This is a genomic window from Halomonas sp. BC04 (assembly GCF_000568385.1).
Map to the genome: position 1 here is coordinate 1 of NZ_AZQX01000210.1, position 11,870 is coordinate 11,870.

Sequence of the window (11,870 nt, forward strand, 5' to 3'; positions counted from 1 at the left end):
CTGCCACAGCATCAGCCCCACCGCGGCGAAGACCGCCAACATGGCCGCACCGGTCAGCCAGGCGCGCTGTCTCGTGCGCACCACGGCGGTGGCGAAGGCCTGTTCGACCCGCTCGCCGTAGTCGCGTCGGTCGATCGCTTCGTGGGTGAAGGCTTGCACCGTGCGTATCCCATCGAGGGTTTCACTGGCGTAGCGGCCCAGCTCGGCCACGCGATCCTGGCTGTGGCGGGAAAGCCGGCGGACGCGACGGCCGAACCACAGGATCGGCAGTACTGTGACGGGTATGCCGATCAGTACCAGCGCCGAGAGCCAGGGCTGTGTCACCAGCATCAGTGCAACGGTGCCCAGAAGCATCACCAGGTTGCGTAGCGCCAGGGAGATCGAGGAGCCGAACAGGGTCTGCAACACGCTGGTATCCGCCGTCAGCCGTGAGGCTATCTCGGCGGCGCCGCGGTCGCGATGGGTGGCGCTCTCGAAGTAGGCCGGCTCGAGCTCGAGCAGATGATCGAAGACCTGCCGCCGCAGGTCGCCGGCCAGTCGCTCGCCGATCCAGCTCACCTGGTAGTAGCGCAGGGCCGAGGCCGCGGCCAGAACGCTCACCACCGCGAGCATGGCGGCCAGCGTCCGGTTGAGCTGGGTACTGTCCCGAGCCAGGAAGCCCTGGTCGATCACCAGGCGTAGCCCCTGGCCCAGCAGCAGCACGCTACCGGAAGCCACCAGCAGGGCCAGGGCAGCAATGAGCAACCGGCCACGATAGGGCGCCAGCAGCTTGAGCAGGCGCAGCAGGACCCGGGGGTCGGGGCGTGAGGTCATGGTAGGGTCGTCGCTATTGGCAGGCATGCGAACACGATACCATGTCGCCCGAACGCTGCGGTTGGCTTGGGCGACAGGGGACTCTGTCATGCATTCAGCCCAGCAGTCGGCTCCAGCTGCCGTATTCGCCGCGTATCGGCCCGCGGCGCAGGCTCAGGGCGATCACGGCCACCCCGCAGGCCAGGCTGTTGATCGTGGCCAGCATCCCGGCACCATGCAGGAAGGGCGTGAAGATGAGCATTGCCGCCAGCGGGATCAGCAGCCAGCGAACCGGGCGTGCCGACTCGGCCATGGCGATGATGCCCACGGTGATGATCAGCGCGCCCACCAGGTGGTCCCAGTTGGCCAGGGTTCCCTCGGCGCCGAAGGTGATGCGGGTGAGCATCAGCCAGGCGCCGATCAGGATGCACAGTGCCAGGTTCCAGGGCAGGCTCACCCCGGTGCCGAGTGCCTCGCCGACGATGGCTTGCGGCTTGCGCTGAAAGTCTTCGTCCGGCGCCTCGTTGGGACCTTCGTCGGTATCGCCGGTGAAGAAGATCTTGAGTACCGGGGCGCCGGCCTTGTGGCGCCGTTTGAGAAACTCGCCGGTGGCGACGAACTCGTTGAAGGCGTAGGCGATCTGCAGCAGCATCGCGCCGGCCTGGATCAGGCATAGGGTGCACCAGGTGCCGATCAGGATCGGCTGGATGATGATGAAGGTCACCGAGACCACGCCGAGGGGCACGATCAGCACGCCGAAGGAGGCAACGATCCAGGGCATGGTGCGCCAGCGGTTGGCCGCACCGATGAAACCGAGCAGGATCTCCAGCATATAGACGATGCCACCCAGGCCGGCATCGGGTATCGGCCATGCCTCGGAGGCCTCCGAGGTGATGATGTCCTCGGTGCCGTTGAGGCCTTCGCGGGTGCCGTCAAAGAAGGGGTCCCATACGGCGTCGATGTGGCCCAGCTGGTAGGCGGCCAGATAGCGCGAAATGAAGAATCCGACGAAGGCCAGCACGATGATGGGCATGCGCTGGAACCAGCTGGAAGGGTTGTTGTTCCAGCCGGGCGGCGTAGTGGGGCCGGTCATCGCTGCCGCGGGGGATATGCCCGGGCACGGTCGTACCAAGGCGGCGAAGCCGATGGCCAGGGTGCCCACCAGGGTGCCGTTGAGGTAGGCGGCGGCACTGTCGCTCCAGAACACCAGCGGGGCGAACAGGACCCAGAGGCCGATCGCCGCACAAACCCAGCGCGCCCAGATGAGCTTCAGCGAGAGGGAGAGGGCGCCGAAAAGTGCCAGCAGGAGCCCCGAGCCCATGTCGCTGTAGGCCATGGCGCCACCGTAGCCCAGCGTCGCGGGGGAGACCACCAGCCAGGCGCCCAGGCTGATGTTGAAGAAGTGCGCCCACAGGTAGCGGTAGTGCTCTCGCCGGGTGTGATCCTGGTAATCTTCGAGAACCCGTTCGGGGTTCTCTCCTTTCTCCTCGGCCTCATCGATCCAGTCGGGGGGAGTGATGCCATTCGCTTCGTACCAGCCGCGAGGGTCGGCGAGCAGGTTGTCGACCATGGCCTCGAGGGTGTCGAAGACCTCATGCCGGGGTTCCCACCCCAGCTGCTCGCGGGCCCGGTGGATGTCCAGTTCGTAATGGTCGTCGGCCATGTCGATCATGAAGGGGCGGATGAAGGGCTTCTCGCCCTTGTCGAAGTCGTCGGGCACCAGTGGTTCGCTCTTCTCCTCAAGCAGCGCCCCGGTCTTGGCCAGCGGCTTGGGCATCACCACGGTCTTCCACCGCTTCTTGCCGTGGATCAGCTCGCCCAGGCGGTTCTGCAATGCCTCGTAGCTGACGGCGTGCTCCTCGCCGATGAGGATCTCGTTCTGCTCGGGCAGGTCGTGGCGGCGATCGATGGTGCGGCGGAAAGCATCGATCATGTCTTCCTTGTGCACGCAGGCCTGGCCGGCATTGGTATTGCCGGAGTAGAAATGGCTCTTGAGGGTATGCTCGTAGATGCGCGCGACCTGGTGAGAAAGCGTGGGCACGCTGGTCTTCTCGTCGTACATGCCGGCCAGCCGCAGCAGGGTGTAGGGCATGGTGGCATGCTTGCGGATCACCGCTTCCGTGCGTGCCTTGGACTGGGGGTAGGCCCAGGTGGGGGCGATCGGGGTATCCTCGCTGACTCGACGGCCTGGCACCTGGGGTTCATGAACCAGCATGGTGCTCGAATAGACGAAGCGCTCCACGTTCATGTCTTCCAGCGCCTCGAGCAGGTTCCTGGTGCCCTGCTCGTTGACCTTCTCGTAGAGCGGGGACGCCTCGCCGGTGAAATCGAAGTAGGCGGCGAGGTGAACGACCGCGGCGATATCCCTGCCGTGACGGTCGGCAATCCTGTCCATCGCCGCCTTGATGGAGTCGACGTCGGTCAGGTCGAACTCGTAGCTTTCGTCCGCTTCTTCCGCTTCGTTCCTGTCCAGGGCGATGATTCGGTAGGTCTCGTTGAGGCTCTGCGTCAGGGCCGTGCCGACGCCTCCAGCGGCCCCTGTGATGACGACCAGCGGTTTATCCCGGGTTGCCACATCCTTGTCATGCATGACCGGCTCCCTTGTCATGACCTTCTCGCAAATCCGTTGAAGCGCCTTCGCAATGCTGCACACTCAAGCTAGTCGCCTTTTTGCCGGCACGGCAAACGGGACTTGTTGCCTTGTGCCATTCTCTGTAAGAGTTCCATGGGATAGCGCAGCAATATTTCTCAGTTTGCTTGCCGTACCGTGAGGATAGAAAAAGGAGTTTCTTGCGCATGAAGAGTGTCGTTGCCATCCGCCACCTGGCCTTCGAGGACCTGGGAGCCTTCGAACCGGTGCTGGAGGAGCTGGGTTACCGGATTCGCTACCTGGACCCGGGGATGCTGGGCCCCGATGCCCTGGAAGCGCTGGATGTGGAGAGTCCCGAGCTGATGGTGGTGCTGGGGGCGCCGATCGGTGCCAACGACGAGGCGCTCTATCCCTTCCTGGGCGCCGAACTCGACGCCATTCGTCACCGACTCGACTCAGGTCGACCGCTGCTCGGGATCTGCCTGGGGGCTCAGCTGATCGCCCGTGCGCTGGGCGGCAGGGTGTTTCCCATGCCGGAGAAGGAGATCGGCTTTGCCGATGTCAGCCTGACCCGTGAGGGGCAGGAAGGTCCGCTGCGCCATATCGGCAATCCGGATACCGTATTGCATTGGCATGGCGACATGTTCGAGACGCCACCCGGTGCCGTGCGGCTGGCCTATAGCCACGACTGTGCCCACCAGGCCTTCGCCGTGGGCGATACCGTGCTGGGGCTGCAGTTCCATCTCGAGGCCGACGCGGGGCGAATCGAGCAGTGGCTGATCGGTCATGCCGTTGAACTGGCGGGGGCCGACGTCGACCCGGTAGAGATCCGCCAGCAGGCCCGGTTGCTGGGGCCGGATCTCGAGCGGCGCGGCCAGCAGGCCTTCAGGGAGTGGCTGATGGCAGCGGAAGCGGCCAACCAGCTCATCCCTGCCGCTCCTTGAGCTGCTCCCTCAGTCCGTTGGGGACTTTCTTGATGATGAGCCGATCCTGGGTCTCGTCGTATTCGATGCTGGAGCCGAGCAGGTGCGAGTCGAAGCTGATCGAGACGCCATTGGAGCGCCCGGTGAAGCGACGAAACTGGCTGAGGGTTCGCTTGTCGGGGGGGATCTCGGGTGATAGCCCGTAGTCGGCGTTGCGGATATGGTCGAAGAAGGCCTTCGGCTGCTGCTCGTCGAGCAGTTCCGAGAGCGTTTCCAGGGTCATGGGCTCGCCGCTGCGCGCCTGCTCGTTGGCGTAGTCGAGCAGCACGTCCGTCTTCTCCCGGCTCTGCTCTTCGGCAAAGTCTCCCTGCTCCACATAGTCGCTGAAGGCCTTCAGCAGGGTGCGGGTCTCGCCGGTGGCGTCCACGCCCTCCGTGGCGCCGAGCAGTTCGGCAAAGCCCTCGGCCAGCTTCTTGCCCCCTCTGTCCCGGGTCCAGGAGAGGTATTGCCGGGAAGGGGAGTCGCTGCGCCATTGACTGAGGTTGATTCGTGCCGCCAGGCTCATCTGGGCCAGGTTGAGCTGTGCTGACGTTATCACGCCGTGGGCGCTGTCGATGGCGTAGCCCTCGCGATGATGGAGCAGCGCCAGGCTCAGGTAGCGGGTGTCACCCTGCTGATAATCGACGAACAGCAAGTGCCCCGAAACCGAAAGGTGCGCATCGAGCAGTTCGGCGATGCGCTGTGCCACGTCACGGGTGAAAGCGACGAAGTCGCTTTGGCCGTCCAGGTATCCCATCAGCTCCCGTGGGAACCGTAGCGCCTGCGCATCCTCCACGTCCTGTGCGCTCTTGAAGTGACCCCAGGCCTTGGGCTTGGCGTGGTAGGCATCGTTGAAGCCGGCGAGGAGGTCTTCCAGGGCATCCGATGCCGCCGCTTCGGCAGACGCAGGCTGCAGGGTGGCCGGTTGCTCGCCGGATGCCTTGGCGATGCGGTGGATGATGCTGTGCAGTATCGGCATGAAAGGTCCGGGAAGAAGGGCGGGACAGCGATGATACCCGCCCCGGGACTGAGTTCAACCCGACGGTGGGTTCGGCACGGGCTCTCAGGCTTCGATGGCGGCCCGAGACGAAGGTGCGTCGGCCACCACGACACGGTTGCGGCCCTGCGCCTTGCCTTCATAGAGTGCCTCGTCGGCGCGGAGCATGGCCGGCTCCAGCGTCATTTCATCCTCAGCCACATGGCTGATGCCTACCGTGACCGACAGCATGGGCGTATCGCCCAGCATGGGCAGGGACAGCCCGGACACCTTCCTGCGTAGTCGCTCGGCGATGAGAGTGGCGGTGGCGGTGTCGGCCTGGGGCAGCGCGATGATGAACTCCTCGCCGCCGTAACGACCGATGATGTCCGTGTCACGTAGCACCGATGCGCAGCAGGAGGCGATGGTGGCCAGGACCAGGTCGCCCACTGCATGGCCATGATGATCGTTGAGCTCCTTGAACAGGTCGATGTCGACCATGCAGATGGCAAGCGGTGTCCCCTCACGCTTGGTACGGTTCAATTCCCGCTCGGCCAGCTCGAAGAAGTGGCGGCGGTTGGCGATGCCGGTCAGGTGATCGGTACTGGCCATGACACGCAGCTGCTGTTCGAGCTGGCGTCGTTCATCGATCTCGGCTTGCAGCTGGCGATTGATGTTTCGCTCCTCGATCAACAGGGCGAATTGCCTGCGCTGGAGACGGTTGAGCCGAGTGAGTGTCACCCAGCCCAGCAGGTTGGCGAAGCGAGCAGCAACAGGCCGCTGGCGAGCATGGCAGGCGATATATCGGGCCGATAACCGAGCGCGATGGCAAAGCCGAGGGCGAGATAGGCATTCCAGGCAAGAATCCAGGGTAGCCGGCTGGGCACCAGCAGGTATAGCGTCGTGCATGCCACCACCATGGTGGCGATATGCAGGCCGCCGGTGCCAGGGTGAAGGGGGATGGTGAGCAGCAACCCACTGATACCGACGAAGTAGGCGAGGTTCACCGGCAAGCTTTGATAGACCAAGGCCGGCTGCAGCTTGACCGCCAGCGCCAGCGACAAGCAGGACAGGGCAACGAACGTACGAATGGCCAGCAGGGCGAGGAACTCGCCGTTAAATCCGAGCAGGGTCAGGTCGGCCAGGCTGAAGATGAAGAAGATGCCCGAGATCGCACACAGGGCGAGCACAAGCTGCCGGGCATCCTGCGCCAGCATGGTGCGGCGATATAACGCTTCCAGCGTCGAATCCTGGAATTCGGCGCGCCAGTCGAGAAGGGGCGCCTCCCTGAATTCGGTGTTGCCAGCAGCCATCGGCTCATTCCTTGGAAGGGTGGCACGTACCTATCTCGTCGCGGGGCCAGGTTCCTTCCGATTATTGTTCTCGTCTGCTTCCACGGCATCGGTTCCCTGGAGGAGCCGCCTCGTTGCAACTCCTGAAGCATGGATGCGAGCCCCTCAATTTGCCAGTCACTTCTGTGCGCGTTCGATACACAAGATTACGCGGTGGCAAGACAATACAGGAAGCACGGCCAGTTACGGCTTCAGTCGATAGCCGGTCTTGAATATCCAGTTCACCACCGCCAGCGAGACGCCAAGGAATGCCATGATCATGAACACGCTGGCCCAGATGCTGACATCGCCGGTACCGTAGAAACTCCAGCGAAAGCCGCTGACCAGATAGACCACCGGGTTGAGCAGCGTCACCGTCTGCCAGAAGGGGGGCAGCATGTCGATGGAGTAGAAGGTGCCACCGAGGAAGGTCAGCGGCGTGACCACCAGTAGCGGTACCAGCTGCAGCTTCTCGAAGCCGTCGGCCCAGATCCCGATGATGAAGCCGAGCAGGCTGAAGGTCAGCGCAGTGAGCACCAGGAACAGCAGCATGACCAGCGGGTACTGGATGGTAAACGGCACGAACAGCCGTGCCGTGCCGAGCACGATCAAGCCCAGGATCAGCGACTTGGTGGCCGCCGCACCGACGAAGCCGAGGACAATCTCCAGGTAGGAGATGGGCGCCGAGAGAATCTCGTAGATCGAGCCCGAGAAGCGCGGGAAGAAGATGCCGAACGAAGCGGTGGAGACGCTCTGGGTCAGCAGCATCAGCATGATCAGCCCGGGCACGATGAAGGCGCCGTAGCTGACGCCGTCCACTTCGCTGATGCGCGAGCCGATGGCCGCACCGAAGACCACGAAATAGAGGGAGGTGGATACCACCGGCGAGACGATGCTCTGGAGTACGGTACGCAGACTTCGCGCCATCTCGGCCAGGTAGATGGTCTTGACGGACTGCAGGTTCATGTTCTCTCCCTGACCAGGCTGACGAAAATCTCCTCCAGCGAACTCTGCCGGGTGTGGAGGTCCTTGACCCGGATACCGGTGGCTTCCAGGTCGGCGAGCAGGCCTGCGATGCCGGTGCCTTCCTCCTGTTGTGTCACATCATAGGTGTAGACCAGTGCATGACCGTCTTCCGTCAATGCCAGGTCGTGGCCGGCCAGTGCCGCCGGCACGTCATCGAGCGGCTGATCCAGGTGCAGGGTCAGCTCCTTGCGGCCCAGCTGACGCATCAGCGCCGCCTTCTCTTCCACCAGCACCAGCTCTCCACGCAGGATAACGCCGATACGGTCGGCCATTTCCTCCGCTTCCTCGATGTAGTGGGTGGTGAGGATGATGGTGACCCCCTGGTCGCGTAGCTGTCGAACCACCTCCCACATTTCCCGGCGCAGCTCCACGTCGACGCCGGCGGTGGGTTCGTCGAGAAACAGGACCTTGGGCTCATGGGCGAGTGCCTTGGCGATCAGTACCCGGCGCTTCATGCCCCCGGAGAGTTCCAGCAGGCGGTTATTGCGCTTCTCCCAGAGGGTCAGTGCGCGCAGCACGGACTCGATATGCGTCGGGTCGCGTGGCTTGCCAAACAACCCGCGACTGAAGCTTACCGTATCCCATACCGTGGTGAAGGCCTCGTTGGTGAGCTCCTGCGGTACCAGGCCGATCATGGCCCGTGCCTTGCGATAGTCGGTCACGTTGTCGTGGCCATCGACGCTGACGCTGCCGCTGCTGGCTCGCACCAGTCCGCAGATCACGCTGATCAAGGTGGTCTTGCCCGCGCCGTTGGGGCCGAGCAGGGCGAAGATCTCGCCGCGCTGGATCTCCAGGCTGACGTTCTTCAACGCCTGAAAACCGCCCTCGAAGACCTTGTCGAGCTGCGCCACCCGGATCATCGGTGAGCCGGTGGCTGCCGTCTGTCCCAGGCTTGCGGCCGTTTCCGCTCTGGCCTTGGCAGGTGGTTGAATGATAAGGTCATATCCCTGTTTCCGTTAGAGAACGAATCAATGGACACCATCGTAACGCGAGATGTCACCCGGCACAGGGCATGGAACGAGAAAAGCCGCCGTGACGGGCACGTGCGGCTTCTTCCCGTCCCGATACGGGCTCAACTGCGGCTGGTGATTTCCAGCAGGTGGTAGCCGAACTGGGTCTTCACCGGGCCGTGAACCTTGTTCAGTTCGCCGGAGAAGACGACCTCGTCGAATTCGCGGACCATCTGGCCCGGACCGAAGCTGCCCAGATCGCCGCCCTGGGCACCGGAGGGGCAGGAGGAGTTCTCCTTTGCCACCTCGGCGAAATCGCGCCCGCCCTCGATCTCCGCCTTGAGGGCCTCACACTTCTCTTCGCTGCTTACCAGAATATGACGCGCGGTTGCCTGGCCATGTTGCACTCTCCAAAGTTGGCATCTTGCCGATGAAAGGAGGGTCAATCCTAACATGGCGACACGCCCGCCGGCGCTACCGGTGGGCCGGTTTCGCCAGTGTCTTCACTGACTGCCTCCAATCCGCAGCCGCAGTGCCTGGAGTCCGTCAAGCTCGACCCTGAGTTCCTCCGTAAAGATCGGATGGCCGATGATCCGAATATCCAGCGTGGCTTCGGCGCCGCGGTAGTTCACGGTGGCCGAGATCCTGGCTTGCGTGGTGACCGGTGCCAGCGGGCCATAGTGGATACGCTCCACCTCCAGGGCGGAGAGGCCGTGGTCGTCGATCTGCTGCTCGATGACCTGCTTCATCGCCACGCCGTAGTAGAGGTAGAGCCCGCCATATGCCAGGCCCACGATCACGATAAGAGAGAACAGGCGCCCCATGGGGAACTCCTTGAAGGCTGACGGTATGCTGGCAGGGATATACCACGGGTGAGAGCCGCGGCTCCCACCCGCTCCGCGAAAGTGCGCAGGTAACCTTTATACAAGTTACCTTTATAGCTGGGGTGCATCGAAATCGATCGGTTCGTCGGTGTAGACGCAGACATTGGCCGCCTCGATATCGCCCTCGGGTGATTCGACCTGTGACTGGAAGAACTGCTGGATCTCGCTGCGCTGGCAGTGTGCCTCGAAGGCTTCACGGTTGGCCCAGATCTCATGGAAGACGATGGGGAAGCTCTCACCCTGGGCAAAGGGGTTGTCGATCTGGCGGGTGACGGTATAGAGCAGGCAAGCATCTTCGCGATGGGCATTGGGCTCGAGCGCCTGGAGTGCCTTGAACACTGCCTTCTCCTTGCCGGGCTTGGGTCGGAAACTGGCGGTGCAGTAGATCTTCTGTGACATGGAATGCCCCTGCGAAATCAGTGGAGCGCAGACGATAACACTCAGGCCTCATAGGCGGCCAGATCGACCGTTGCGGCCTCGTCACGCAGCGAAATCAGCGCCTGATAAGCGGCAGAGGCGTACCATCGGTCGATCGCGTCCAGGTCGGGAAAGGAGAGCACCACCAGGTTGCGGTGCGGCGCCTGGCCCGCCAGCAGGGCCGCCTGTCTGCCACGCAGCAGGATCTCGCCGCCCCATGGCGTGAGGGTGTCGGGCACCTCGGCGACGTACTGCGCCCACTTATCGGCATCCCTGATGGTGACGTTTCCCACGACATAGGCTCTACTCATTTCTCACAACCCTCCGGTGGATGTCGCCAAGGTGGCTGGCAGGTCAACCTTACCACTTCAGCGCAGGGAGTGGCGCGACTGCCCGTCGGAAACCCTTGATGGACTTGGGCTCTGGCGTCATCTTGTAGGCAAACCCGTTGTAGGCAAACCCGCTATCAAGGAGCCCTTCATGTCCGCCTCCATCATTCTTGCTGCCCCAGTTGCGGCGCCGTCAACCGCGTCAGCCAGGCGCGCCTGGGCGATGGCCCGACCTGCGGCAGTTGCAAGAGCCGGCTATTTACCGGCGAGCCGGTCGAGCTGACCCAGGAGAATTTTCGTGCCATGGTCGAGCGAAGCGAAATGCCGGTCGTGGTGGACTTCTGGGCGAGCTGGTGCGGCCCCTGCAAGACGATGGCACCGATTTTCGCCGAGGCGGCGAGGGAGCTCGAGCCACGGATGCGGTTCGCCAAGCTGGATACCGAAGCCCAGCAGGCGTTGGCCGGCCGTTTCGGCATTCGCAGTATTCCCACCCTGATCGTTTTCCGGGGTGGCCAGGAGGTGGCACGTCAGCCCGGTTTGCTACAGGGGCCACAGTTGCGTCAATGGCTAAAGCCTCATCTACTGACGTAGCCACCGCCAAGCGCGTTCATCTCCGGTCGAACGGATGGAACGTATTTGCATAGTGAACCCTGCGGGCCGCGATGGCTCAGGGGCCGATTCAGGCAAGGGGGAGCACATGAGACAATGGCTAGCGATAGCGTTCGGCATGATCCTGGTCGCCGGCCTCTGGCCGATGTCGGCCATGGCGGAGCGCCTGGAAGGCGAGCTCGATGGCAACGAGCGGGAGTGGTATATCCTGCGCCAGGACAATGAGAGCAGCGCCACCTTTACCGATGTCGGCGACGGTGACTTCCTGGTCGATATCGTCGGCTTCGCCGACCCCGACGGAAGGCGAAGCCGGGATTCACTCTCCATCAGCATGGCATTCAAGGATGGGGAGTTGCTCCATTACGACGTGCTCAACCTGATCGGCACCTCGGCGATGCCGCCCGTTTACACCTCGGAAGGGGCCGATGTGCGGTTGACCCTGGATACCTTCGCGGTGGAGGGGGGCGTCGCGCGGGTGGTTGGCAGCGTGAAGGGCGTTCTGGCCTTGCAGGAGGCCCTGGGCGACGCGCCGAACCTGGAAGAGGGGATCGATATCGCCGTGGCGTTCGATATCACCGCTTCCCGCATTGAGTACTAGTCATTGTTTGAGCCCGGACAAGGGGAGTCGACGCTGCCGGACAACCACCGCCTCACCCGCCTCACCGAGCTGCTTTCCCGCTGGCAGCCGCTGTGGCGGCCACTGCCGTTTCAGTATCGTCACCTGCCCTGGCCCGACGATTTTGCAGTACTCGGCGATGCCCTGCTGGGGTTGAGTGAGCAGGACGTGGTGCGGCTGCAGGCCTCCCCCTTCCATGCCTCGCCGCTGGGCGAGTGGCTGCCGGTGGCGGCGCTGGAGGCGCTGGTTGACCTGCCGACACTGCCCGCGCCAGTGGCCTCTCTGCCCTCCGAATGGGGCCAGCATGTGGGTGGGCGCAAGTGGCGCCAGATCGAGGCCTTCGTCGAACAGGTACGCCCCGGACCCGGGGAATCGCTGGTGGAGTGGT

The 11,870-nt window shown here is 63.5% G+C and carries 14 protein-coding genes and 1 pseudogene; 4 read left to right on the forward strand and 11 right to left on the reverse strand.

Going from position 1 to position 11,870, the window contains the following annotated elements; genetic code table 11:
• The coding region (locus Q427_RS14610; protein WP_043515200.1) for an ABC transporter transmembrane domain-containing protein at positions 1-813 on the reverse strand (813 nt) is incomplete at its 3' end.
• A gap of 94 nt (positions 814-907) precedes the next feature.
• Complete coding sequence (locus tag Q427_RS14615; RefSeq protein WP_043515171.1) at positions 908-3,382, reverse strand: NAD-dependent epimerase/dehydratase family protein; 2,475 nt, start codon at positions 3,380-3,382, stop codon at positions 908-910.
• 206 nt (positions 3,383-3,588) lie between these two features.
• On the opposite strand from Q427_RS14615, the gene Q427_RS14620 reads away from it, so the two are divergent.
• Positions 3,589-4,326 (forward strand): glutamine amidotransferase, encoded by a 738-nt coding sequence (locus tag Q427_RS14620; protein WP_043515173.1) that lies wholly within the window; start codon positions 3,589-3,591, stop codon positions 4,324-4,326.
• Here Q427_RS14620 and yejK read toward each other — a convergent pair.
• From yejK to Q427_RS14665, 9 genes are all read right to left on the reverse strand, one after another.
• Positions 4,307-5,323 carry a nucleoid-associated protein YejK gene (gene yejK, locus Q427_RS14625; protein ID WP_043515175.1) on the reverse strand — a complete coding sequence of 339 codons (1,017 nt, stop codon included), beginning with the start codon at positions 5,321-5,323 and terminating at the stop codon, positions 4,307-4,309. The two genes, Q427_RS14620 and yejK, sit on opposite strands and share 20 nt — an antisense overlap.
• An 84-nt stretch (positions 5,324-5,407) precedes the next feature.
• Entirely contained in the window at positions 5,408-6,061 is a 654-nt protein-coding gene (locus tag Q427_RS14630; RefSeq protein ID WP_197030659.1) for a GGDEF domain-containing protein, read from the reverse strand.
• A complete protein-coding gene (locus Q427_RS32365) occupies positions 6,058-6,633 on the reverse strand; it encodes a hypothetical protein (protein WP_043515177.1) in 576 nt (191 codons plus the stop codon). The genes Q427_RS14630 and Q427_RS32365 overlap by 4 nt, the downstream gene beginning before the upstream one ends.
• A 222-nt stretch (positions 6,634-6,855) precedes the next feature.
• Entirely contained in the window at positions 6,856-7,617 is a 762-nt protein-coding gene (locus Q427_RS14640) for an ABC transporter permease (RefSeq protein ID WP_043515179.1), read from the reverse strand.
• Complete coding sequence (locus Q427_RS14645) at positions 7,614-8,537, reverse strand: ABC transporter ATP-binding protein (RefSeq protein WP_043515182.1); 924 nt, start codon at positions 8,535-8,537, stop codon at positions 7,614-7,616. The genes Q427_RS14640 and Q427_RS14645 overlap by 4 nt, the downstream gene beginning before the upstream one ends.
• Before the next feature lie 212 nt (positions 8,538-8,749).
• On the reverse strand, positions 8,750-9,034 hold the full coding sequence (locus Q427_RS14650) for a peptidylprolyl isomerase (RefSeq protein ID WP_043515185.1): 285 nt from the start codon (positions 9,032-9,034) through the stop codon (positions 8,750-8,752).
• A 96-nt stretch (positions 9,035-9,130) separates the two neighbouring features.
• Positions 9,131-9,451 carry a hypothetical protein gene (locus Q427_RS14655; protein ID WP_043515187.1) on the reverse strand — a complete coding sequence of 107 codons (321 nt, stop codon included), beginning with the start codon at positions 9,449-9,451 and terminating at the stop codon, positions 9,131-9,133.
• Between the two features lie 111 nt (positions 9,452-9,562).
• Positions 9,563-9,910, reverse strand: a complete 348-nt coding sequence (locus tag Q427_RS14660; RefSeq protein WP_043515189.1) for a putative quinol monooxygenase — start codon at positions 9,908-9,910, stop codon at positions 9,563-9,565.
• Between the two features lie 41 nt (positions 9,911-9,951).
• Positions 9,952-10,239 (reverse strand): DUF1330 domain-containing protein, encoded by a 288-nt coding sequence (locus Q427_RS14665; protein WP_043515191.1) that lies wholly within the window; start codon positions 10,237-10,239, stop codon positions 9,952-9,954.
• A 111-nt stretch (positions 10,240-10,350) separates the two neighbouring features.
• On the opposite strand from Q427_RS14665, the gene trxC reads away from it, so the two are divergent.
• From trxC to Q427_RS14680, 3 genes and pseudogenes are all read left to right on the forward strand, one after another.
• Positions 10,351-10,848, forward strand: coding sequence for a thioredoxin TrxC (trxC, locus tag Q427_RS14670; protein WP_051496400.1), 498 nt, complete (start codon positions 10,351-10,353; stop codon positions 10,846-10,848).
• A 106-nt stretch (positions 10,849-10,954) separates the two neighbouring features.
• Positions 10,955-11,464 (forward strand): hypothetical protein, encoded by a 510-nt coding sequence (locus Q427_RS14675; RefSeq protein WP_043515197.1) that lies wholly within the window; start codon positions 10,955-10,957, stop codon positions 11,462-11,464.
• 3 nt (positions 11,465-11,467) lie between these two features.
• Positions 11,468-11,870 (forward strand): annotated as a pseudogene (locus tag Q427_RS14680) (hypothetical protein); the annotation flags it as partial.